22 protein-coding genes are annotated in these 21,971 nt (G+C 59.9%); 11 read left to right on the top strand and 11 right to left on the bottom strand.

Annotation, left to right across the window (positions count from 1 at the left end):
- Positions 1 to 39: 39 nt before the first annotated feature.
- Complete coding sequence (locus M0654_RS04505; RefSeq protein WP_118852144.1) at positions 40 to 744, bottom strand: hypothetical protein; 705 nt, start codon at positions 742 to 744, stop codon at positions 40 to 42.
- 202 nt (positions 745 to 946) lie between these two features.
- Here M0654_RS04505 and M0654_RS04510 point away from each other — a divergent pair, with 202 nt between their 5' ends.
- The 7 genes from M0654_RS04510 to M0654_RS04540 all read left to right on the top strand — a co-directional run bounded on the left by M0654_RS04510 (position 947) and on the right by M0654_RS04540 (position 9,253).
- Entirely contained in the window at positions 947 to 2,338 is a 1,392-nt protein-coding gene (locus tag M0654_RS04510) for an FAD-binding oxidoreductase (protein ID WP_248682019.1), read from the top strand.
- Between the two features lie 251 nt (positions 2,339 to 2,589).
- Positions 2,590 to 4,194, top strand: coding sequence for an ABC transporter substrate-binding protein (locus tag M0654_RS04515; RefSeq protein ID WP_248682020.1), 1,605 nt, complete (start codon positions 2,590 to 2,592; stop codon positions 4,192 to 4,194).
- The gene (gene argE, locus M0654_RS04520) at positions 4,194 to 5,348 is read left to right on the top strand and encodes an acetylornithine deacetylase (RefSeq protein ID WP_248682021.1); all 1,155 of its coding nucleotides are present in this window, start codon (positions 4,194 to 4,196) and stop codon (positions 5,346 to 5,348) included. The genes M0654_RS04515 and argE overlap by 1 nt, the downstream gene beginning before the upstream one ends.
- Positions 5,349 to 5,356: 8 nt before the next feature.
- Complete coding sequence (locus tag M0654_RS04525; protein WP_248682022.1) at positions 5,357 to 6,328, top strand: ABC transporter permease; 972 nt, start codon at positions 5,357 to 5,359, stop codon at positions 6,326 to 6,328.
- The gene (locus tag M0654_RS04530) at positions 6,325 to 7,269 is read left to right on the top strand and encodes an ABC transporter permease (RefSeq protein WP_248682023.1); all 945 of its coding nucleotides are present in this window, start codon (positions 6,325 to 6,327) and stop codon (positions 7,267 to 7,269) included. Before M0654_RS04525 ends, M0654_RS04530 begins: the two co-directional genes overlap by 4 nt.
- Entirely contained in the window at positions 7,266 to 8,246 is a 981-nt protein-coding gene (locus M0654_RS04535; protein WP_118852150.1) for an ABC transporter ATP-binding protein, read from the top strand. Before M0654_RS04530 ends, M0654_RS04535 begins: the two co-directional genes overlap by 4 nt.
- Positions 8,243 to 9,253 (top strand): ABC transporter ATP-binding protein, encoded by a 1,011-nt coding sequence (locus M0654_RS04540; RefSeq protein WP_248682024.1) that lies wholly within the window; start codon positions 8,243 to 8,245, stop codon positions 9,251 to 9,253. Before M0654_RS04535 ends, M0654_RS04540 begins: the two co-directional genes overlap by 4 nt.
- A gap of 109 nt (positions 9,254 to 9,362) precedes the next feature.
- On the opposite strand, the gene M0654_RS04545 is transcribed toward M0654_RS04540, so the two are convergent.
- A complete protein-coding gene (locus tag M0654_RS04545; RefSeq protein ID WP_248682025.1) occupies positions 9,363 to 10,532 on the bottom strand; it encodes a pyridoxal phosphate-dependent aminotransferase in 1,170 nt (389 codons plus the stop codon).
- 103 nt (positions 10,533 to 10,635) lie between these two features.
- On the opposite strand from M0654_RS04545, the gene M0654_RS04550 reads away from it, so the two are divergent.
- Positions 10,636 to 11,484, top strand: a complete 849-nt coding sequence (locus M0654_RS04550; protein ID WP_118852153.1) for an alpha/beta hydrolase — start codon at positions 10,636 to 10,638, stop codon at positions 11,482 to 11,484.
- 43 nt (positions 11,485 to 11,527) lie between these two features.
- Here the strand turns inward: M0654_RS04550 and M0654_RS04555 are convergent, their stop codons facing one another.
- The 5 genes from M0654_RS04555 to M0654_RS04575 form a co-directional block, all read right to left on the bottom strand.
- Positions 11,528 to 12,796, bottom strand: coding sequence for an ABC transporter substrate-binding protein (locus M0654_RS04555; RefSeq protein ID WP_118852154.1), 1,269 nt, complete (start codon positions 12,794 to 12,796; stop codon positions 11,528 to 11,530).
- Between the two features lie 132 nt (positions 12,797 to 12,928).
- On the bottom strand, positions 12,929 to 13,873 hold the full coding sequence (locus M0654_RS04560; RefSeq protein ID WP_118852155.1) for a branched-chain amino acid ABC transporter permease: 945 nt from the start codon (positions 13,871 to 13,873) through the stop codon (positions 12,929 to 12,931).
- Entirely contained in the window at positions 13,870 to 14,775 is a 906-nt protein-coding gene (locus tag M0654_RS04565) for a branched-chain amino acid ABC transporter permease (protein ID WP_248682026.1), read from the bottom strand. Before M0654_RS04565 ends, M0654_RS04560 begins: the two co-directional genes overlap by 4 nt.
- Entirely contained in the window at positions 14,775 to 15,506 is a 732-nt protein-coding gene (locus M0654_RS04570; RefSeq protein ID WP_248682027.1) for an ABC transporter ATP-binding protein, read from the bottom strand. The genes M0654_RS04565 and M0654_RS04570 overlap by 1 nt, the downstream gene beginning before the upstream one ends.
- On the bottom strand, positions 15,503 to 16,306 hold the full coding sequence (locus M0654_RS04575; protein WP_248682028.1) for an ABC transporter ATP-binding protein: 804 nt from the start codon (positions 16,304 to 16,306) through the stop codon (positions 15,503 to 15,505). Before M0654_RS04575 ends, M0654_RS04570 begins: the two co-directional genes overlap by 4 nt.
- Before the next feature lie 77 nt (positions 16,307 to 16,383).
- Here M0654_RS04575 and M0654_RS04580 point away from each other — a divergent pair, with 77 nt between their 5' ends.
- Positions 16,384 to 16,785 carry a RidA family protein gene (locus M0654_RS04580; RefSeq protein WP_248682029.1) on the top strand — a complete coding sequence of 134 codons (402 nt, stop codon included), beginning with the start codon at positions 16,384 to 16,386 and terminating at the stop codon, positions 16,783 to 16,785.
- A 35-nt stretch (positions 16,786 to 16,820) separates the two neighbouring features.
- Here the strand turns inward: M0654_RS04580 and M0654_RS04585 are convergent, their stop codons facing one another.
- Entirely contained in the window at positions 16,821 to 17,477 is a 657-nt protein-coding gene (locus M0654_RS04585; RefSeq protein WP_118852160.1) for a GntR family transcriptional regulator, read from the bottom strand.
- Between the two features lie 105 nt (positions 17,478 to 17,582).
- Here M0654_RS04585 and M0654_RS04590 point away from each other — a divergent pair, with 105 nt between their 5' ends.
- Positions 17,583 to 18,545, top strand: a complete 963-nt coding sequence (locus tag M0654_RS04590) for a dihydrodipicolinate synthase family protein (RefSeq protein WP_248682030.1) — start codon at positions 17,583 to 17,585, stop codon at positions 18,543 to 18,545.
- A gap of 54 nt (positions 18,546 to 18,599) precedes the next feature.
- Here M0654_RS04590 and M0654_RS04595 read toward each other — a convergent pair whose 3' ends face one another.
- Entirely contained in the window at positions 18,600 to 18,959 is a 360-nt protein-coding gene (locus tag M0654_RS04595; protein ID WP_118852162.1) for a hypothetical protein, read from the bottom strand.
- 260 nt (positions 18,960 to 19,219) lie between these two features.
- Here M0654_RS04595 and M0654_RS04600 point away from each other — a divergent pair, with 260 nt between their 5' ends.
- Entirely contained in the window at positions 19,220 to 20,503 is a 1,284-nt protein-coding gene (locus M0654_RS04600; protein WP_248682031.1) for an NAD(P)/FAD-dependent oxidoreductase, read from the top strand.
- Between the two features lie 19 nt (positions 20,504 to 20,522).
- On the opposite strand, the gene M0654_RS04605 is transcribed toward M0654_RS04600, so the two are convergent.
- Complete coding sequence (locus M0654_RS04605) at positions 20,523 to 20,885, bottom strand: hypothetical protein (protein ID WP_248682094.1); 363 nt, start codon at positions 20,883 to 20,885, stop codon at positions 20,523 to 20,525.
- A gap of 314 nt (positions 20,886 to 21,199) precedes the next feature.
- On the bottom strand, positions 21,200 to 21,958 hold the full coding sequence (locus tag M0654_RS04610; RefSeq protein ID WP_248682032.1) for an SDR family NAD(P)-dependent oxidoreductase: 759 nt from the start codon (positions 21,956 to 21,958) through the stop codon (positions 21,200 to 21,202).
- Between the last annotated feature and the right edge of the window lie 13 nt (positions 21,959 to 21,971).

The raw sequence follows: 21,971 nt of genomic DNA on the forward strand, positions 1-21,971 counted from the left end.
ACTATGGTGCGAGCCGCATCGCGTCTCGCACCCGAAGATTCAGGGAGCGATGATCCGCGTCTCCATCGGGAAATGCGAGTTTCCGCCCTCGAATGGCGGGAAAGTCTTGAAGTCTTCACGCATTGCCACCCGAGCCGGGGACTGCAATGCGGCCTGTAGCGCGGCAGGATTATCGAACATCACCCGGTTGCGCTGCATGTGGTTGACCCGCTCCCACGGCAGAAAGCCACACCAGTCGATCCGCGAAAGAACTTCGATCTTGCGTATGCCAGGGAAGGTCCGCATCACCTGCGGGTGGTGAGTGACGTAATGGTGCATCCAGATGTTCAGGTCCTGCGCTGGCCCCTGGTAATGCACCACATAGGAGCACGGGTTACCATTCCTTTCGACGTCAAGCGCCGCGTCGTCTACCGGAAAGTGCCGGACATACATGGCTTGCTGGGTTGCCTTCGCGCCGCGGATGCTTGAGAGCACGCCGGAAGCAGCGAGCTGCTGCAGGTGGCCAGCCGGCGCCATCGCATCTTCCAATTCCGAAAGCTCATCAAAGTGCAGTTGCATGCCGAACACCGGCGACCGCTCATCCTTGTTATACATGTCCTTGGTGACTTCCGGCGTGTACAGATTGGCAGACGTCAGGCCAGGCGTTAGCCGCACGATTTCGGCAACGGTCTCCACGTCTTCCTTGCTGACAGCAAGCTCCGTGTCCCCGGTATTATTGAAGAAGGCAAGATAGGCAAAGCGCATACTAGACCCCTCGTTGTGTCGGATACCCAAGCGCTTGCGGCATCCGATGGGCATGTTTTGCGTCAGTATCCGGCCGCCCAGCGAAAAAGACAAGTTTAGTCTTAAAACTTTCCTTGAGGGTCTCAAGAGGAGTTGCACCCGGGGTCGAGGCGTATAGAAATGGATGGAGAGCCATTCGATATGCCGTGCCGATGGAGCAGACATGCAGGATCATTTTGCTGAAGCACTGACGGCCGAATTCGGCCAGGATGTCTTATTCGGTCACGATATCCCGCGCCGCTTTTACAACGACTGGGCAGGCCTTCCGCCTGTGGCTCCACGGGCGCTTGTGAGGCCGCGGACGACGAAGCAGGTCTCCGCGGTGATGCGTATTTGCAGCGAGTTCAGAGTTCCCGTCACGCCTCAAGGTGGGCTGACCGGACTAAATGGCGGTGCAAGGCCGATCGAAGGCGGCGTCGCGCTTTCGCTCGACCGCATGAACGAGATCGAGGAGATCGACACCGTCATGGCGACGATGACGCTGCAGGCCGGTGTTGTGCTCGGTGTCGCGCAGCGGGCTGCCGAAGACGCAGGACTGTTCTTGGGGCTCGACCTCGGAGCCCGGGACTCCTGCATGATCGGCGGCAATCTATCGACCAACGCCGGCGGCAACCGCGTGATCCGCTTCGGCATGGCACGCGAGCATGTGCTGGGGATCGAAGTCGTGCTCCCGGACGGCACTATCGTTACCTCCCTCAACAAGATGCTGAAGAACAATGCCGGCTACGACCTTAAGCAATTCTTCATTGGCTCCGAAGGCACGCTTGGCATCATAACCCGTGCAGTCTTGCGGCTGCAGGCAAAACCGACAGAGCTTGCCAGCGCCTTTTGCGGCTGCCCGGATTTCGCCTCGCTGCTCTCGCTGCTGAAAAACGCGCGCCAGCGTATGGGCTCTGCCCTGACCTCGTTTGAGGTGATGTGGCCAAGCTTCTACGATTTCATGACCTCAGGCCTGCCGCACCTACGCCGCGCGCTCAACGATCCGCACGGAATCTATGTGCTAATCGAAACGGCTGGCCGGGATGCGGCGGAAAATCGCCTGCTGCTAGAGCAGGTGCTGTCGGAAGCGCTTGAATCTGGCGCTGTGACGGATGCTGTTCTGCCCTCCTCCGAACGGGAGACGCGCGACCTCTGGGCGGTGCGCGACAGCGTTTCCGAATATGGCAAGCTCATGGGTCCGCTCACTGCATTCGACGTAGGCTTGCCGACAAGCAAGGCAGGCAAGGCAGTTGAACAGATCGAAGCGGCAATCAGGGCACGCTGGCCAGATGCGATTGCTTTGAGTTACGGCCATATCGGCGATAGCAACCTGCATATCGTCTGCAACATCCCCTCCGCGGGCGACGAGCAGCCGCACGAGGCGATCACCAAGCTCGTCTTCGGCTTTGTCGCCGAGCACGGCGGCACAATCTCTGCAGAACACGGCATCGGACTTCTGAAGAAGCCTTATCTCAAGCTCTCGCGTTCACCTGAAGAACTTGAGCTGATGGCGCGTATCAAGCGCGCGTTGGATCCAGATAACATTCTAAACACCGGCAAGGTGCTTTCGATCTAGCGGCCCGCCCCCACCCGGGGCGCCGGCACGACTCGGCCTTCTCCAGAGTCATCTCCGGTAGCTTGGCAAAACTTCTTGCTCGTTTGATCAAACATGCTTGCATGTTTTCCCAAAGCGCATATTGTCTCCTCAAGCCTCAAAGAAGGCACCGCATAAAGGGAACTTCGAACTGCACCTGAAGAAGGGCAGTTCACGCCGGTCCGGAACATGGATTCGGCTTTCGTGCACTTGCCGACAGCTGGGAGATCATGATGTCGCTGCTCTTTTCCAAACTAAAACGTCAATTAATGCTCGGCGTGTTCACGGCTGCGATCGCCGCGCCGTTCGCGGGAAGCGCCGCGCATGCCGCCGACTTCAAGTTCGCCGGCCCGCTGGACGCGTACACGCTTGATCCGCACGCGGTCTCCAACACGCTGATCTTCGCGGTCCTGGCCAATGTGTATGAGCCGCTCGTGCGACGCGATGCGGAGCAGAAGCTCGAGCCGGCGCTGGCAACTGACTGGAAGCAGATCAACGACACCACTTGGGAGTTCAACCTCCGCAAGGACGTGAAGTTCTCGAACGGCAATCCTTTCACGGCCGATGACGTCGTGTTTTCGCTGACACGCGGCCAGGCTGGCGGCATCAAGGCCAACCTGAATTCAATTGCGTCTGTTGAAAAGGTCGATGACTTCAAGGTCCGCTTCACGACACGCGCTGTGAACCCGATCCTGCCGAACCAGCTGACGAACTGGTTCATCATGGACAAGGAATGGGCCGAAGCGAATAATGCCGTGCAGCCTGGCGCTGCCAACAACGCAACCGAGACCTTCGCGAACCGTAACGCGATGGGCACCGGCCCTTATGTCATCAAAGAACGCGATCCTGGCGTCAAAACTGTCTTCGCGAGCAATCCAAACTGGTGGGACAAGAAGACGGGCAATATCGACAACGCCACCTTCTTTGTGATCGCCAACCCCTCGACCCGCGTCTCCGCGCTGATCTCCGGCGAAGTCGACATGATCGATGGCGTTCCTCCGCAAGATGCAGACCGTATCGAGAAGGATCCGAAGCTCCATGTAAAGGCAGGGCCAGACCTGCGTACCATCTACATTCAGCCGGATGTTGCGCGTGACAGCCTGATCTTCGGCAGCGAAAAGGCAAAGAATCCATTCAAGGAGCTGAAGGTCCGCCAGGCGATGGAAATCGCTGTGGACAGCGGCGCCATCCAGAAACGCATCATGCGCAACTTTTCTGTCCCCGTTGGCCTACCAATCGGCAAGGAGGTGAACGGCTTTGACGAAACGCTGGGCGCCCCGGTCAAGCCGGATCTCGACAAGGCGAAGGCCTTGATGAAGGAAGCAGGTTACGAAGACGGCTTCTCCGTCACGCTTGACTGCACCAACGACCGCTTCATGAACGACGAGGCGACATGTCTTGCGGTGGCGGCGTCTCTGGCGCGCATCAACATCAAGGTTGAGCCGCGGGCTCAGCCAACGGCGAAATGGGCAACTCAGGTCAACCCGCCGGAATACAATACCAGCCTTGCCATGCTCGGCTATTCGCCGAATACTTATGACGCCCACATCTTCCTGACCTCGATCGCAGCGACGCGGGATCCGAAAAGCGGGCTCGGCGCCTTCAACATCGGTGGCTATTCCAACCCGGAGGTCGACAAGCTTATCGATGACATCGGCAAGGAAACCGACCAGGAGAAGCGCTCCAGCCTGATCAAGGACGCTTTCAGGCTGATCAAAGCCGATGCAGCCTTCATCCCGCTCCACCAGTTGAACATTCTATGGGGCGTGAAAGACAACGTCACGGTCGTCCAGCCGGCTGACCTTGCCTACCCTCTGCGCTATTTCAAGGTGAAGTAATGACGATTGCAGCAGACGTTACCAAGCAGCTCGCAACCCTCGTCTCCTTCCCAACCGTCAGCGCTGTGTCGAACCTGGAGCTCCTCGATTATGTCGAGGAGCAGACGGCCCGGTACGGCGGGCGCGTGCGACGCTTCCCCAGCCCGGAAGGCGACAAGGCCAACCTCCTGGTCTCCATTGGGCCAGAAGCACCCGGCGGCATCATCTTCAGCGGACATACCGATGTGGTACCGACTGAAGGCCAGGCGTGGACGGGTGACCCTTGGGCACTCCGCGAGCAGAACGACAGGCTGATCGGCCGTGGCGCGACCGACATGAAAGGCTTCCTTGCGTGCTGCCTGGCAGCCCTGCCGGGTATCACAGCCAAGAAGCTGACCAAGCCCATCCACCTCGCATTCTCCTATGATGAAGAAGTTGGCTGCACGGGCGTGGGGTCCATGGCGGAATGGGTTGGGCAGAGCGACCTGAAGCCGCGATTGGCGGTTATCGGCGAAGCCACGAGCATGGACATGATCGCTGCCCACAAGGGCGGAATGATCGGCTGGTGCCGGATCAAGGGCAAGCCAGGTCATTCTTCGCAGCCGGATCGTTACGTGAATGCGGTGATGGCTGCCGGCGACATGATCGCCGAGATCAACCGCATCCGCGAAGACATGCGCAACGGTCCGACATTCGAAGGGCTCGATCCACCTTATTCCACTATCCAGGTCAACCTCATCAAGGGCGGCCTGCACGGGAACATCGTTTCGGAGAGCTGCGAGTTCTTCTGGGAGATGCGGCTTGTGCCCGGCGAAAGCGATTACGCCGTGCTGGAGCGGATGAAACGCTTTGCTTCCGAAAAACTAGAGCCGGCAATGAAGGCGGTAGATCCAGAGTGCGGCGTCATATTCGACGTGCAGGCCCGCATCCCTGGCTTGAAGCCGAATGATGATCCGGAGCTTGCGCGGGAACTTTTGGCACTGCTCGGGCGCAAGGAGCCTCGCTACGTCCCTTACGGTACCGAGGCCGGAATCTTCCAGCTCGCTGGCGTTCCCTCGGTTGTGATCGGTCCCGGCGACATCGCCGATGCACATCAGCCGGATGAATCTGTGGCTATTTCCGAACTCGAGAAATGCGTCGCCTTCCTCCACCAGCTTGGTGATACCTGCTGCTGAGGTTCTGAATGCTTAATTACGTCGCATCGCGGATCGTCCAGACCGCCTTCGTCCTGCTGGTGATCAGCTTCATCGCTTTCCTGCTGGTCGCCAATATCGGCGACCCATTGGCGGCGCTGCTGTCTGCCGATGCGACGGTGACAGAACGTGCGGAGCTGGTGGCGAGGCTCGGCCTGGACCAGCCTTTGCTAGCGCGTTTCCTGCACTTCCTGGGCAACCTGCTCCAGGGCGATTTCGGCCTGTCTTACCGAACGCAGGACCCTGTTTCGCAGCTGATCCTCGAGCGCATGCCGGCAACGATCGAACTTGCCTTCGTCAGCCTGCTGATCACTATTGCGGTCGGGGTCCCGGCAGGCATCTATTGCGGGGTTAACCCGAACTCCTACTTCGGCCGCTTCATCATGCTGATCTCAACGGCGGGGATCACGCTGCCGAACTTCGTGGTGGGCCTGCTGCTAATTGCAGTTTTTTCCGTTCAGCTCGGATTGCTGCCGTCCTTCGGGCGCGGTGACGTGGTGCAAATCGGCTTCTGGAGCACCGGCCTCCTGTCCGTCTCCGGCTGGCGGGCGATCCTCCTGCCGGCAGCGACGCTCTCTACCTTCCAGGTCGCCTTCATCATCCGCATGTTGCGCACGCAGTTGATGGAGGTTGGGCAAAGCGAGCATATTCGCTTTGCGCGCGCCCGCGGGCTTTCCGAAGCGCGGATCTGGTATGTCTACGCCATCAAGAACACGCTCCTGCCGGTGATTACCATGCTCGGTTTGCAGCTTGGCAATATCATCGCCTTCTCGGTCGTGACCGAGAACGTCTTCGCCTGGCCGGGCCTCGGCTCGCTCTTCCTGCAGTCGATCCAGGCGGCGGATATTCCCGTCATCGCCATCTACCTGATCTTCGTCGGCGTTGTCTTCATGGTCATCAACCTGGTCGTGGAGCTGCTGTATCCGGTGGTCGATGCCCGCGTTCTAAGGAGGCAGTCATGACGTCTGTCGTCAACACACCGTCAGCTGTGCGGCCACGCCGCAGCCGCCTCTCGAAGCTTTTTCACGCCATATGTCACGCACCGGGTGCAACGCTTTGCGCAATCGTCATTCTCCTGATGTTCGTTTACGCTTTCGTCACGCCTCTCTTTTCCCAGAACCCGTTCGAGTTTGCCGGCATGTCAGTGCTCGACTCGTTCATCCCGCCGATGTGGATGGAGGAAGGCATGAGCGATTTCCCTCTAGGCACGGACGATCAGGGCCGGAACCTACTGACGGCGATGGCCTACGGTATGCGCACCTCGATCTTCGTCGGCATCTTGTCGGTGGTGATCGGCCTCGTGCTGGGCGGCGGACTCGGTCTCATTGCCGGCTTCGTTGGCGGCAAGGTGGATGCGTTCATCATGCGTGTGGCAGATGTCCAGCTTGCCTATCCGGCACTCCTCCTCGCCATGATCATCGACGGCGCAGCACGCGCGGCTCTCGGTGCCCAGCGCAGCGTCACGACCGCCATCACCATTGTGGTTCTATCAATCGGCATCGCCTTTTGGGTGCAGTATGCGCGCACGATCCGATCTTCTGTCATGATCGAGCGGGACCAGGATTATGTGTCTGCGGCACGCATTACTGGCCGCAGCAATCTCTCCATCATCGTACTGCACATCCTGCCGAACGTGATGGCGCCGGTACTGGTCATCGCCACGATCAACCTCGGCATCGCGATCATCACCGAAGCGACGTTGAGCTTCCTCGGTATCGGGATTCCCGTTACAACGCCTTCGCTCGGCACCTTGATCCGCAACGGAAACAACTTCCTGCAGTCCGGCGAATGGTGGATTTCGGTCTGGCCGTGCCTCGTGCTCGTCCTGTTTGTCGTTTCGGTCAACATCCTCGGAGACCATCTGCGCGACGTATACAATCCGCGCCTCAGGGGCCGCTCATGACAACACCTTTGCTTGACGTTCGCGATCTGACCGTCACCATCAATCGTGACGGCCGCCCGATCACAGCCCTCGACAAGGTCTCGTTCTCCGTTAACCCGGGTGAAGTGCTGGGCGTGGTTGGAGAATCCGGCGCCGGCAAGTCGATCACTGGAGCGGCGATCATCGATCTTCTCGTTCCCCCGTTGAAGCGCACCGGTGGCACGATCAGTCTGAACGGCGACCGGCTAGACCAGCTTTCGCCAAAAGAAATGCGGCGCGTGCGCGGCGGCAAGATCGGCTTCATCTTCCAGGACCCGATGACAAGCCTTAATCCGGTCATAACCATCGGCCGGCAGCTCTGTGACGCGATCGAGACGCACCTGAGGCTCGGCGGAAACGAAACCAAACGCCGTGCCCTCGACTGGATCGCCCGCGTTGGCTTGCCGAACCCCGACGTCCAGTTCAAGCGTTACCCGCACCAGCTTTCCGGCGGAATGAGGCAACGCATCGTCATCGCGCTGGCGCTTTGCGCCAACCCCTCGCTTGTGATTGCCGACGAACCGACAACGGCATTGGACGTATCGGTCCAGGCGCATATCCTGCAGTTGATGCGCGACCTGCATCGGGAGAGCGAGGTCAGCATGATGCTGATTACGCATGATTTGGGAGTCATCGCGAAGATGGCGGACCGGGTCGCTGTGCTCTACGCGGGGCGCGTTGCGGAGATCAGCCCGGTCGCTGAACTGTTTGCCAATCCAAGTCATCCTTATACGCGCGGGCTCATCCGCGCGACGCCTATGCCGACAGCTGATGGTGGCGTGCAACTGGACCAGATCCCTGGAGCGATGCCGGGGCTGGGTGCCGTTCCACCCGGCTGCGCCTTCAACCCCAGATGTTCCCGCGCGCAGTCTGACTGCCGATCGGTCGTGCCGCCGCTCGTGACGCAGGAAAGCTCTGCTTTCTCCTGTTTTCATCCTTTGGAAAGGGACGTGGCATGACCAGCCAGACCCCATTCCTAGTTCTTGACCATGTCAGTAAGGTCTACCGCCGCAACCAGAGCCTGATCGAACGGATCCGGAAGATGGAAGAGGGCGGCACCAAGGCCGTGAGCGATGTCAGCCTGGTGATTTCCGAGGGCGAAACCGTCGGTCTGGTTGGAGAAAGCGGCTGCGGAAAATCGACGCTGGCCCGGCTCGTCTCGGGGCTGATGGCGCCGACGCAAGGCGACATCGTCTTTCGCAAGGACCCGGCAGGAAAGACGCCGCGTCTGCAGATGATCTTCCAGGATCCATACTCGTCCCTTAACGGCCGCTGGACGATCGAAGACATCATCGCCGAGCCGATCAAGGTCCACAGGCTGCGCCGTGGCAGGGCAGCAATTCGCGCCCGGGTTGACGAACTACTGGTGCAAGTGGGTCTCTCTCCGACGGATGCGGAAAAGTATCCGCAGGAGTTTTCAGGTGGGCAACGCCAGCGTATCAGCATTGCGCGCGCACTGGCCGGCGAACCGCAGTTCTTGATCCTCGATGAACCGACATCCGCGCTGGACGTCTCGGTTCAGGCCCAGATCTTGAACCTGTTGCGCGACCTGCAAAAGAACCTCGGCCTGACGAGCCTGTTCATCACGCATAACCTCTCGGTCGTGCGGATCATGGCCGATCGCATCGGCGTCATGTATCTCGGCGAACTTGTCGAGGAGGCATCGGCCGAACAGCTTTTTCGCAAGCCGAAACACCCCTACACGCGACTTCTGATCGACGCTGCCCCGAACATGGATACGAGCGATCGGTCCTTGCACCCGATCGCCGGCGAACTACCCAATCCGGCCTTCCCGCCGGCCGGCTGTCGCTTCCATACGCGCTGTCCGTTCGCACAAGATGTGTGCCGCACGGCAGCACCGCCTCGAAAAGCTACGCTAGAGGGCGGCATGTTCCGCTGCCATTTCGATCTCGACCTGTCGAAGGAAGTTAAGACCCCGCCGCTTGCGAAAGTAAAGACAGCCTGATCCTGCCGTCATAATCCGCCGACTCTATCAAGCATAATAAAACGGCCGAAGGAGGTTTCAGCCCCTCCGGCAGTGATCGATGTCCGCGGTGAGCAGGGAACGAACCCGGTTACAACTGATTGAAGAAGGACGACAGGCGTGTCATCGCCTCGTCGATCCGCTCGATGCTTTCCGAGCCGAAGCAGACGCGGAGATGGCCTTCGCCGAGGTTGCCGTAGAAGCTGCCAGCCTCGACGACCACCCCGGTTTTTTCAAGAATGAGGTCTGCCGCTTCTTGCGACTTCAAGCCGGTGCCACTGATGTCAGGGAACGCATAGATCGTGCCCTCAGGCCGCGCGCAGGTGACGCCCGGCATCTGGTTGAGGCGCGACACCACAAGATCGCGCTTCTTCAGGTCATCGTTGACCATGTACTCGAGCGCCGAGGCAGGCCCGGTGACCGCAGCAAGCGCACCATGCTGGATGAAGGTATTGACGTGCGTGACCTCCGTCGCGGTCACCTTCAGCAGACCGGGGATCAGGCTCGCGTCCGCGGCAATGTAGCCAAGGCGCCACCCATCCATCGCGTAGGCCTTGGTGAAGGCGTACATGCTGACCGTGCGCTCTTTCATGCCCGGCAGCGACGCGATGCTGACATGTTCTGCACCATCGAAAAGAATGTGCTCATACACCTCGTCGGAGAGCACGACGAGATCATGCTTGATCGCGAGATCTGCAACAATCTGCAGTTCGTCGCGTGAATAGACACGACCCGTCGGGTTGACTGGGTTCACGAGCACAATCATACGCGTTGCAGGCGTGATGCGAGCCTCGATCAAGTCCTTGCGGATCTGGAAGCCGCTTTCCTTGTCGAGCGGCGCAATCACGGCCTTGCCGCCCGCCATCTCGATCTTGCCCAGATGCTGGGGGTAGTATGGTTCAAGAAGGATCGCCTCATCACCGTCGTCGATGAGCGCCATGAAAGCGGCGAACGACGCCTGCGTCAGGCCGTTGGTGACGATGATCTCGCCCGCCGTGACGTCCATGCCATTATAGTCACGGAGCTTGGCAGCTAGAGCTTCGCGCAGTTGCGGCAGGCCCTGCAGATCGCTGTAATGCACTTCGCCGCGGCGAAGCGCTGCAATGGTCGCTTCTTTGATATGGTCCGGTGTGTCGTGGAATGGCCGGCCCAGCTCAAGATGGATGAGGTCACGCCCCTCCCCCGCCATGGCGGCGGCCTTGGCATACATGCCGAAGCTCTTTTTCGATGTCTGGGTGATGCGGCGTGCTAAACGGACCATAAGGGTTCCTCATCTGTTTTTTATTGCTGCGACTGCATCTTGAGCATTTGATCAGTATTGCGCATCGCGTATGATTGGGTTGGCGAAAAGCCAGGAGAATTCAATGCTTCGTGATATGGATGCTCAATTCAGCCTCGACAGTGTTTCCAATCTGGAGACCGTTTTCGAACAACGGCAGGCGGCGGCGGATGCTGCGCTTGCTCGTTTTGCTGTTCACCGGAAGCTCCCCTATGGTGATGGCCCCGGACGGACCCTCAACATCTTCCCCGCCGAGGGCGCCGATGATCCTGCGCCGGTTCAATTCTTCATCCACGGCGGATTCTGGCGTTCGCTCGACGCGGATCTCTTCAGCTTCCTGGCACGAGGCTTCGTGCCGTTCGGCGCGATGCTGGTTGTGATCGATTACCCGCTGATGCCGCAAACCCGGCTGTCTGAACTGGTGGAGGCTTGCCGCCAAGCGCTGGTCTGGACGCACGCCAACTGTGCAAACTACGGCGGCGACCCGTCCCGCATCTTCATTTCCGGCAACTCGGCCGGCGGCCATCTTGTCGCCGAACTCGCCGATCGTCCGCTGTTGCTCCGGTCGGGCCTTGCCGAAGACGCCATCAAGGGTGTCACTGCAGTCAGCGGAATATACGACATCGAGCCGGTCACCCGATCTTTCCAGGATGACTTCCTGAGCCTGACGCCCGAAGAAGTCTCTGCCTTCAGCCCGCTGCGCCGCCCATATGATCTGGCAGCACCGATGATCGTCACCTTGGGCGGCGACGAAACGGAGGAGTTCCACCGTCAGTCCGAATTGTTCGCTCGCCACTGCCATCAGGAGAAATACCCGGTTTCGCTAGAGATAGCGCCTCGAACCAATCACATAACCGTACTCACCGAGGCACTGGCAGAGCCGGAAAACGAACTCAATCGATCGGTCCGCCGTCAGATGGGACTTCTCGCTTGAGGGAACTGGCGCGGCGGCAATTACCGCCGCGCCCGGAAGAGTTTCACTTGTCGAGTTCTGCGATCGCGTCCGCGACGCGCATCTTGTCCCACGTCTCGACGGTGGTCAGCTTGCCATCCGCAACGCCCCAGATGAGGTAAGGGCCGGTCACGTCGCCGTTCGCGTCGAACGAGATCGGGCCGGTTGCACCTTCGTAGCGGATCGGCTTGCCGGCCTTGATCAGTTCCTTGGCCTTCTTGAAACCTTCCGGACCCGGATAGATCACTTCGCCATCGCCCTGCGTGATCTCGCGGATGTTGTCGCGGATCGCAGTGCCATCCGGCTTGCCAGCCTTTTCCATGGCGAGCAGCGCGACGGCTGCGGCGTCATACATCGTGTGCAGGCCTGGGCCGTTCGGAGCCTGGCCGAACTTCGCCTCCCAAGCCTTGTTGAAGGCTTCAACCGAAGGACCTTCGGTCTGGGCGTTGTCGATACCAACCGCATTGGTCAGGAACTTCGCACCAACCGACTTAACAAATTCGTCGGCACGTAGCGCGTTGCTGAGCAGCAGGTTCTGCGTGCCACCGAAGGAGATCCATTCGCGCAGCGCCGTTGCACCGTCAGCCGGGAATGCAATGAGGAAGAGTGAGTCCGGATCACCCTGCATGGCGGAGTTGACTTCGGCGCGGTAGGAAGCCTGTTCCTGGTTGTACGCCGTCATGCTGGTGACGGTGCCGCCGAGCTTCTCAAACGAGGCCTTGAACGAACGTGCAAGGGAAACGCCATAGTCAGAGTTAACGTAGATCACGGCGATCTTCTTGTAATCCTTGGCCTTCGCGATGTTGGCCATTACCACGCCCTGCGGACGGTCGGTAGGCAGCGTGCGGAACCAATAGCCGTCGGTGCCGCCTTCCTGGGCAAGCTGGGTGAAGCTCGGAGCCGACGAGCAGCAGGAGATTTGCACGACCTTGCCCGGCACCGTCACCGAGGTCAGGATCGGCATCGTCACACCCGACTGGATGGCACCGAGAACGATCGGCGCCTTCTCGATTTCAACCAACGTCTTGGCTGCGTCGACGCCAACGTTCGGCGAACCCTGGTCGTCGCGAAGAACGTATTTGGCGGTACAGCCAGCAACACCGCCGGCTTCGTTGAACTGGTCAACGGCGAGCTGGCCGGCGTCGCCGATGGCCTTGCCGATGGCGGCGATCGAGCCGGTGATCGACAGCACGGCGCCGACGGGGATTTCGCAGGAAGCGGTTTGGGCAGCGGCCGGCATGGCGCCTGCCATCAGGCCGAGACCGAAGACACTCGATAGAAGCATTTTCTTCATGGTTGCTGTTCCCTTGCTTTTATGAAGCGGTTGATGATGCTGGCTATTCTTCTTGAAGGTTGGGGGTCGGCGTAGGGCAGTTGTCTCTGAGGGAAAGACGGGCTGCGTCTGCGGGCCGACCGGTGGCACGTGTCAGGACACGTGCCGGGAGACGGACTGGGCTTCCCCAATCAGACCGCGCGGACGGAAGAGCAGTGTCAGCACGATCAGCAGGCCGATGATGATGACCTGGATCGCGCCCCCCTGGCTCTGGTACTCCACCGGCAGCAGTCGGCTGATTGCAAAGCCGCTCATGGTCCATAGCGCCCAGACACCGACGGCTCCGACAATCGCGCCGCGGTTGTTGCCGCTGCCGCCGACAATCAGCATCGCCCAGATCTGGAAGGTCAGGATCGGCAGGAAGTCCATCGGGCTGACATAACCGATAAAGCCGACGTAAAGACCACCAGCGAGTCCCATCAGGGTAGAGCCGAGGACGAAGGCTTGCAGGCGGACCATTGCCGGGTTCTTGCCGAGCGACGCCGCGGCTGTTTCATCTTCGCGGATTGCCTTCAGCAGCCGGCCCCATGGAGAATGCAGTGCTGCCTGAAGCCCGAAGTAAACAACGGCGGCAACGGTGGCGACGAGGCCAAGGTAGAAGAGGTTATAGGCGCCCGGAGATCCGAAGGTTGCAAACAGCGGTCGCGGGATGCCGGTGAGACCCTGCGCGCCGCCTGTCAGGGTGTCGAAGTTGAGCGCCACCAGCTGAATGCTGATCGCGATGCCGAAGGTCGAGATCGCCAGATATTCCTCGCGCAGTCTCAATGTCGCGAGACCGACGACAAGAGCCGCCAGTGTTGACAGGATCATGCCGCCGATGACGCCGACGGGGAACGGCAGCCCAAAGCCGCCGATGAGTTCAGCACGGTCGGGCCCGGTGAGCACTGCCGTACCGTAGGCGCCGATCGCGAAGAAGCCTACAACACCGGCGTTGAAGAGGCCGGTGAAGCCCCATTGCAGGTTCAATCCCATCACGACGATCGAATAGGTCAGCGCGACGATGAGAAAGAAAACCAGGTAAGCGATGTAACCGCTCATTTCGCACCTCCGCGCATTCCGCCAAACAGACCGCTCGGCCGAACATAAAGAACCCCCAGCAGGATGATGAAAGGAACCGCCATCTTGTAACCAGCCGGGATGAAGAGAACCGAGAACGACTCCGCCAGGCCGACAATCAGTCCGCCGACGACGGCACCGAAGACGTTGCCGACGCCACCAAGGATCGCGGCGGCAAACAACGGCAGGAGCAGTTGGAAGCCGATTTCCGGACGAAGCTGAACAGTCATGCCGTAGAGAACACCGGCAACGGCGGCGAGAGCGGCGCCAATGATCCAGGTCCAGCGCACCACCGTGCGGGTGTCGATACCGTTGATCCGGACCAGGTCAGGGTTCTCCGCCAAAGCACGCATGGAGAGACCAAGCCGCGTCCTCTGCAGGAAGAAATGCAGCGCGATCACGATTACCAGCGTCAGGCCGAGCGTGAAGAGGTGGTCCGGCATGACGCGCAGCCCGGGCATCAGCCGAACGGCAATCTGCAACTCATCCGAATAATATTCAGCGCTGCCGCCGAAGATCAGCAGGATCACCATGCGCACCAGCAGGGACACACCGAACGAGGAGAACACCACGGTCATGTGGTTGGTGTGGCTGCGGAGCGGCCGGAACACGAGGTAGTCTACCACCAACGCCAGCGCTGCGGTCAGGGCCGCGGCAACAAGCGTCGCCAGGATCAGCGGGAGACCGAAGGAGAAGGGCCCGATCGGGCCGGCGAAGACCCCGGTGATGGCGAGGACGCCGAGCGCCATGTAGGCGCCCCAGGTGATCAGTTCCGCATGCGCGAAATTGGCGAAGCGGAGAATGCCCATGGTGAGCGTGAGACCGATTGCGCCAAGCGCGATGATCGATCCGGTAAGGATACCGTCTGCGAGAGCCTGCAGCATTAACGTTTACGCCCCCCAGCGCCGAGATAGATGGTGGCGACCTGGCTGTCGCCTGCAAGTTCGGATGATGGTCCGTCGATACGGTTGCGACCTTCGGCCAGCACATAGGTGCGATCGGAGATGGCGAGCGCCGCCTTGACGTTTTGCTCGACCATCAGAATGGCAACTCCGGTGGAAACGAGAGACTTCAGGCGCTCGAACACTTCGCTCACCATCAGCGGAGAAAGGCCAGCGCTCGGTTCGTCGAGCATCAACAGTCGAGGCTCGGTCAGCAGCGCGCGCGCCACAGCGAGCGTCTGCCTTTGTCCGCCAGACAGCACCTTGGCCTTGTGGCTACGGTACTTCTGGAGCACCGGAAAATTTTCGTAGGCCATGGCGACGCGGCGCGCACCTTCCGCCTTGGAAAGCGTTGAAGCCCCAAGCTTCAGGTTCTCGTCGATCGTCAGCGTTGTGAAGACATTCGCCGTCTGTGGCACGTAGGCGATCGAAGCGGTCGCCAACTTGTGGGTCAGCAGGTTCGTGACGTTCGACCCGGCAACGCTGACCGTACCGGACGAGATTGGCACGAGCCCGGCGATTGCCTTCACGAGCGTGGATTTACCCGCGCCGTTCGGACCAATGATGGTCACCATTTCGGCTCCCGATACAGAGACGGAAACACCGTGAAGGATGGGGAGATCCGGGCGATAGCCTGCGGTGATGTCAGAGACTTGTAGAAGCGCGGTCGTCATGCGGCTGCACCTCCCAGATAGGCTTCGACAACCGACTTGTCGGCGCGGACGTCTTCTGGCAGGCCCTCGGCGATGACCTTGCCTGCCGCCATGACCACGACCTTGTCACACAAGGACATGATGAAATCCATGTTGTGTTCGATGACCAGAAAGGTCATGCCCCTCTGATTGAGCTCGACGATGCGATCCACGATCGTGTCGAGAAGCGCGGGATTGACGCCAGCGCCAGGCTCGTCGAGCAGGATGATCGCCGGATCCGCCATCAGCGCGCGGGCGAGCTCCACAAGCTTCTGCTGGCCGCCAGAAATGGCCCCCGCAAGCTGCCGCTCAACCTTGGTCAGACCGCAGAATTCGATGATGGCACGCGCCTTCTCAAGGTTCTTCTTCTCTTCCCTGGCAACAGCGCCGGGGCGCAGCCACGTATTCCAGAAGCGTTCGCCAAGCTGGGCTGGCGGAACGAGCATAACGTTCTCAAGTACGGTCATGCCGCCGAACGGGCGCGGGATCTGGAATGTGCGCGCAAGGCCTTTTGAGAATACCTTGTGAGGCGGAAGGCCGTCGATCCGTTGGTCGTCCAGACGGATCTCGCCACTGTCAACACCAAGCTCACCGGCGACAGCGTTGAACAGCGTCGTCTTGCCCGCGCCATTGGGGCCGATAAGGCCGGTTATCTTGCCCGGTTCGGCGCTGAAGCTTACACCATCTACCGCGCGCACAGCGTTGAAGCTTCGCACTGCATTTCGGATGTCGAGGCGACCGGATCTCCTCTTGCCGCCAGGCGACAAGGCGTCAATGCTCATACTGTTCCTCTTTTATGTTCCTTGACTGCAGACACTAAAGCTGATCTTTTGATCAAACAAGATGCATGGAGAAAAAAATGTCGGATAAAACGCGGTGGACGATCAGCTCCGGTTCTAGGTTCGAGGAAATGGCCGGATACTCCCGGGCCGTCGTGGAGGACCCGTGGGTGTTCGTGTCAGGCACCGCCGGATATGATTTTGCAGGCGGCGGCACGATCTCGAGAGATCCTGCCGAGCAGACCCGCCAATGTCTGAAGACGATCGCAGCGACGCTTGAGAAGGCTGGCTCGTCACTTTCGGATATCGTGCGCGTTCGCGTCTATGTCGCCAGCCGCGAAGATGTGATGGCGGTCTCCAAGGTGCTTGGCGAGACCTTCTCCGACCCGCGCCCCACCAACACGACCATCGTCTGCGGCTTTGCCATGGAAGAAATGAAGGTCGAGCTTGAGGTGACGGCGCTCAAGCAGAAGTCCGCCTGATTTAGCGGGCTGCTTGCGCTGAGGCACAACGTGCCTCAGCTACCATTGAGCACCTTCAGTAGGTCCGTCCTGACGGACCCAATATGAAGTTTAAGAAGTTCCGCTGCCTCATCGGAACGGCGGGCCTTGATCAGGCGGATCATCTCAGCATGTTCTGACATCGCCTTTTCCATGGCCGCCTGGCTTGATAGCTGGAGGCGGGTATAACGGTCGCTGGTCTGCAGCAGGGACGCGACAATCTGCTGGCTCTTCGGCATCGTTGCGCGATGGTAAATCGCCATATGCAGTTCGGCATTCAGGCGGCCGTAATTGTCCCTTTGCCCCGTTGCAATTGCCTTGACGTAATTGTCTTGGCGCACATCAAGCGCGGAAAGATCAGCTTCATCGAGAAGCGGAGCAGACGCCAGCAGCAGACGCGGCTCGAGAATCATGCGGAGATCGAAGACGTCATCGATATCCTCGCGCGAAATCTCCGAGACCACCGCTCCCCGCTGCGGCAGGATCTTGACCAACCCCTCGGCCTCGAGTTGCAAAAGCACTTCACGCACCGGGATGCGGCTCACGCCATAAGCCTCTGCAAGCGCATCCTGCCTCAGCTGCGACCCGCTGGCGTATTGCCCGGACAGGATGGCTTGGCGGATCTCATCCAGAAGCGCCCCGGACAACGTCTTGTGCTTCAGTTTCGTCACCATCTTCCAACTTCCAAAGCGCCAGAAACCGCTTGACTCCCAAAATGTATAAAATCTACATTATACGTCTACTGCCGCAATGACAACGCTTAAGCTTGAGGACGAGAGATGAAAGCAAGTATCTTTTCAGGAGTTGTTCCGGCGCTGATGACGCCCTGCACTGCCGATCGGAAGCCGGACTTCGACGCGCTCGTCACCAAGGCCAAGGAACTCATCGCAGCCGGCATGTCGGCCGTCGTTTATTGCGGCTCAATGGGGGACTGGCCGCTCCTGACTGATGCGCAGCGCATGGAGGGCGTAGAGCGGCTGGGCCAGGCCGGCATCCCCGTCATCGTGGGCACCGGCGCCATCAACTCGGCCTCCGCAGTGGCACTCGCAGCACACGCCCAAAAAGTTGGCGCACAAGGCTTGATGGTCATTCCCCGCGTTCTGTCGCGCGGCTCCGTCATTTCGGCACAAAAGGCCCATTTCAAAGCGATCCTTTCCGCAGCGCCCGATCTGCCCGCCGTCATCTACAACAGTCCGTATTACGGCTTTGCCACCCGCGCTGACCTTTTCTTTGCGCTTCGGGCGGAGCACCCGAACCTCGTAGGTTTCAAGGAATTCGGCGGACCGGCAGACATGCGTTATGCGGCCGAACACATCACCAGCCGGGACGATGACGTCAGCCTGATGATCGGCGTCGATACCGCAGTCTATCACGGCTATGTCAATTGCGGGGCTACCGGTGCCATCACCGGCATCGGCAACGTGCTGCCAAAGGAAGTGCTGCACCTCTGCAACCTGGCGAAGGGCGCTGCCGGCGGCGATGCCGATGCACGGCTGCGGGCAAAGGAGTTAGAAGAAGCACTCGGTGTGCTGTCCTCCTTCGATGAAGGTCCGGATCTAGTTCTCTACTTCAAGCACATGATGGTGCTGAAGGGTAACCCGGAATACGCCCTCAACTTTGTCGAGACGGATGTCCTGAGCGACAGTCAGCGCGGCTATGTCGAAGCGCAGTTGAAGCTCTTCGATACCTGGTATGCCGACTGGAGCAAGTTGCCCGGAGCGGTGCAGAAATATAAGGCTTGACGCACCGCTAAAGCTCTCGCGGCGCGGCGCCTGCAGGTCACTGCCGCGCCCACCTCACGAGACGAGCATGTGGGCAAACAGCCCGACAACCAGGCCCGACACAAACAGCGCTCCACCCACCACATATAATGGCGATTCCGGAGCGCTGCGTTGACCGGGATCGACTGCGCCTGAAGTCTCAGCCTCCTTGGCCGCAACCAAGGGAGCCTTCAGTTCCTCCGCGGGGAGATCGGGAGTAACAGGCTTCGCCGGTTTCGGCCTATTTACCTTGATCTGATGAACCGAGCTCTCGTCGAACTTCACCGTGAAGTTGATGCTGCGCGCATTCTGCAAAGTGTCAGCCACCTGCCGTGCCGCAGCCACCTCATCATTTGCCTCCACAAGCGAGGTCTGCGTCACAAGATAATAAGGCATCTGCTCTCCGTCCCTGACGGCGCATAATGCCGTTGCGGCTTCGCTTGTCTAGAGTCGACGACAGAAGATAACCAGAGATTTGCGGCCTCACGCGCTCTTTGCCAACCTGGACTTAATTTTGGACAAACGGACCCGTCCTGGTCCCTTACATCACAAGACAACCTCCCCCACCCTCTCACAAAGTTCCATTTGATCAAAAGATCTCGCTCAGCTATGTCTGGGATTGACGTATCGCGTGTTGGCGCGTGAAGGATATTTCGATGCAAGCTCACCGACAGAAGACGCTTTGGACCCTGACTGCCAATCCGGCACCGGCTCTTGAAACCGCTTCCATTCCGAGAACGGCGGATGTCGTCATCATCGGCGCCGGCTTTACCGGACTTACCGCCGCACGTGAAATCGCCAAGAGCGGCAAGACTGCGGTGGTGCTTGAGGCGAGTTATATCGGCGCGGGTGCGACGGGCGTGAACGCCGGTTTCGTCGTTCCGAATTTCGCAAAGGCGGATCCGGCAACAGTCTACCAGAAGCTGCCCCGCGGCAAGGCGGATGCGCTTCTGAGGCTGGTTGGCGAGGGGGCGGACACCGTGTTCTCCACCATCCGCGAAGAGCAGATATCCTGCGACGCCAACCAAGTCGGCTGGCTGCAGCCGGCCTATGGCACGGCAACGGCCGATCTCCTGCGCAAACGTACGGCGGACTGGCAGGCCCTCGGTCGCCCTGTCAGGTTTCTATCGCCCCAGGAAGTCGAGCAGCAAACCAGCTTGTCGATCTACTCCGGAGGGCTTCTGGATGAGTCGGGCGGCACCATCCATCCGTTGAACTATGCGATGGGCCTCGCCGAGGCGGTGAAGCGCCACGGCGGTGTGATCCGCGAAGGCGCCGAGGTGCGAGATGTTCGTCAAACCAGTGGCGGCTGGACAGTCATCTTCACCGGCGGCGTCATCCAGGCTGGTGCGGTCCTTCTTTGCACCAACGCATTTACGACCGGTGCCGCGGGTCGGCTCGGTCGCACGACTGTGCCCCTGCGCGTTTACCAGGTCGCAACGCGTCCGCTGCCGCGCGAGACGGTCGAGCGCATCTCGCCAAACCACCGCCCCGTCGGTGACACACGCTCCAACCTGTTCACCTATCGCCTGGACCGCGACAACCGGCTGATCAGCGGCGGCATGGCCGTTATTCCAGTCGGTGCCTTCGAGCGGATTGGAAAGGCGGTGGTAGATCGCCTGGTATCCGAACTGAGGCTGGAACAGCATCCGGGCGTGGAAATCGTCTGGACCGGCGTGGCAGCCATGACGCCGGACTTCCTGCCGCGCCTCCACGAGTTTGGTCGTGGCTTCTTCGGCGGCATCGGCTGCAACGGCCGGGGCATCGCGATGACGGCGCAGCTCGGTCGTGTCCTGGCGCGCGCCGCACTCGGCGAGCCGCTCGAAACACTTCCCGTTCCCACAGTTAAAGCCCGACCGCTACCCTTCCACGCCTTCACGCCGATCGTCGCATCCGCCGCGCTCGCGCATGCACGCTTCAAGGACCGGATGATGAAGTAAGCGTCGGCCAGCCTTTTCGTCAGGCCGGAGCAGCTTCCCGCACATCATCCAGAAGGAAATGCACCACCACATGCTTGGTCACCGGCAGCTTGACCGGATCTGCGGTTTCGCCCTGTGATCCATCGTCTGCCGGATGCCACTGATGATAAAGTGGATTGTTGACGATCATGGTGATTGCCTTGCCGGCAAACCTGCCTCCAAGCCTAAAACGCGTATCAGCCAAGGGCCAGATCCGCTCGTAATCCTGCTGGAGCAACCGTACCCTGAGCGCCTGTCGCCGCGTTACCGGGTTGGCTGAACCACTCGCTTCGGGAGCGTGAGGAACATCGATCGTCACCTCTTCAGCATGATCCAGTAAGAAGTTGTACTCCTCCGGCCACATCCGTCTCATGAAATGCTCCTCCCAAGCTGGTTCAATAGCCGGTTTCAATGTAGCGGGTTCAACGCCGGGTGCAACTTACTTCGGCACCGGCACGCGCGGGTCGAGCAATGCGCAGGTCACATAGCTGCACTGCACAATAAATGTTTTCCTTCTGGTCAAAAAAGGAGCACAAGGCCCTCAGCAGATGCACATCAGCGGTTTCCTCCCAGTGCCGCTATCTGCTGTTCCCCTCTGGAGGTTCTTTAACCTTCACACTTTATGGGCTCCGGGCAACCGTGAGCCCTTTTTTTTGCCTTCCCGCCCGTCATCGGGCTCTAGTACGGCCACGGCGCCTGAGTGAACAGGCCGCCATCCACCCAGATCGTCTGTCCGGTGATGAAGGACGCAGCGGGTGTTGCCAGAAACAGAACAGGTCCTGCGATATCTTCTGGCGTGCCGACGCGACGGAGCGGCGTAATCGCACTCCAGGTCTGCGGATAGTCGGGCGCTTCCTCCAGAGTGCGTTCGGTAACGATCGCGCCCGGCGCGATGCAATTGACGGTGATGCCGTAGGGACCAAGTTCGGCGGCGGAGACCTTTGTGAGCTGCTCGATCCCGCCTTTGGACGCGGTGTAGTCAACAAGCTTCGGAAACGCCAGCTTGTTGCATCCAGACCCGATATTGACGATCGTCCCTTTCTTGTTATCCGCGATCATCAATCGGGCCGCCACTTGTATGTTGAGGAAACAGCCCTTGAGATTGGTGCTGATGACGCGGTCCCAGGACGCTTCATCGAGTTCCAGCAGCGAAGACCATGTCTGCACACCGGCGTTGTTTACAAGCACATCGGGAGCGGCGCCGAACCAGGACGTTACCTTTTCGAAGAAGGCGTTAACTTCCTTGGCCAAGCCGACATCACATTCAAGCCCAAGCGCGTGACCACCTTCATCTTCCACCTCGTGAACAACATCGGCTGCAGCGGTGCCGGTGGCGACATAACTGAACGCCACTGAATATCCCGATGATGCAAATGCCTTGACGAGGCAGCGACCTATTCCTGTACTCCCGCCCGTGACCACTGCGAGCCTGTTCATCTGCCCTCCTCCT

The organism is Neorhizobium turbinariae, assembly GCF_023223505.1.
Taxonomy (GTDB): Bacteria; Pseudomonadota; Alphaproteobacteria; order Rhizobiales; family Rhizobiaceae; genus Neorhizobium; species Neorhizobium turbinariae.

Coding starts and splice junctions, on each gene's coding strand:
- M0654_RS04505 (WP_118852144.1), bottom strand. CDS start 744: ATGCGCTTTGCCTATCTTGCCTTCTTCAATAATACCGGGGACACGGAG.
- M0654_RS04515 (WP_248682020.1), top strand. CDS start 2,590: ATGTCGCTGCTCTTTTCCAAACTAAAACGTCAATTAATGCTCGGCGTG.
- M0654_RS04530 (WP_248682023.1), top strand. CDS start 6,325: ATGACGTCTGTCGTCAACACACCGTCAGCTGTGCGGCCACGCCGCAGC.
- M0654_RS04565 (WP_248682026.1), bottom strand. CDS start 14,775: ATGCTGCAGGCTCTCGCAGACGGTATCCTTACCGGATCGATCATCGCG.
- M0654_RS04600 (WP_248682031.1), top strand. CDS start 19,220: ATGCAAGCTCACCGACAGAAGACGCTTTGGACCCTGACTGCCAATCCG.
- M0654_RS04510 (WP_248682019.1), top strand. CDS start 947: ATGCAGGATCATTTTGCTGAAGCACTGACGGCCGAATTCGGCCAGGAT.
- M0654_RS04575 (WP_248682028.1), bottom strand. CDS start 16,306: ATGAGCATTGACGCCTTGTCGCCTGGCGGCAAGAGGAGATCCGGTCGC.
- M0654_RS04525 (WP_248682022.1), top strand. CDS start 5,357: ATGCTTAATTACGTCGCATCGCGGATCGTCCAGACCGCCTTCGTCCTG.
- M0654_RS04550 (WP_118852153.1), top strand. CDS start 10,636: ATGCTTCGTGATATGGATGCTCAATTCAGCCTCGACAGTGTTTCCAAT.
- M0654_RS04570 (WP_248682027.1), bottom strand. CDS start 15,506: ATGACGACCGCGCTTCTACAAGTCTCTGACATCACCGCAGGCTATCGC.
- M0654_RS04545 (WP_248682025.1), bottom strand. CDS start 10,532: ATGGTCCGTTTAGCACGCCGCATCACCCAGACATCGAAAAAGAGCTTC.
- M0654_RS04560 (WP_118852155.1), bottom strand. CDS start 13,873: ATGAGCGGTTACATCGCTTACCTGGTTTTCTTTCTCATCGTCGCGCTG.
- M0654_RS04540 (WP_248682024.1), top strand. CDS start 8,243: ATGACCAGCCAGACCCCATTCCTAGTTCTTGACCATGTCAGTAAGGTC.
- M0654_RS04535 (WP_118852150.1), top strand. CDS start 7,266: ATGACAACACCTTTGCTTGACGTTCGCGATCTGACCGTCACCATCAAT.
- M0654_RS04590 (WP_248682030.1), top strand. CDS start 17,583: ATGAAAGCAAGTATCTTTTCAGGAGTTGTTCCGGCGCTGATGACGCCC.
- M0654_RS04605 (WP_248682094.1), bottom strand. CDS start 20,885: ATGTGGCCGGAGGAGTACAACTTCTTACTGGATCATGCTGAAGAGGTG.
- M0654_RS04595 (WP_118852162.1), bottom strand. CDS start 18,959: ATGCCTTATTATCTTGTGACGCAGACCTCGCTTGTGGAGGCAAATGAT.
- M0654_RS04555 (WP_118852154.1), bottom strand. CDS start 12,796: ATGAAGAAAATGCTTCTATCGAGTGTCTTCGGTCTCGGCCTGATGGCA.
- M0654_RS04580 (WP_248682029.1), top strand. CDS start 16,384: ATGTCGGATAAAACGCGGTGGACGATCAGCTCCGGTTCTAGGTTCGAG.
- M0654_RS04610 (WP_248682032.1), bottom strand. CDS start 21,958: ATGAACAGGCTCGCAGTGGTCACGGGCGGGAGTACAGGAATAGGTCGC.
- argE (WP_248682021.1), top strand. CDS start 4,194: ATGACGATTGCAGCAGACGTTACCAAGCAGCTCGCAACCCTCGTCTCC.
- M0654_RS04585 (WP_118852160.1), bottom strand. CDS start 17,477: ATGGTGACGAAACTGAAGCACAAGACGTTGTCCGGGGCGCTTCTGGAT.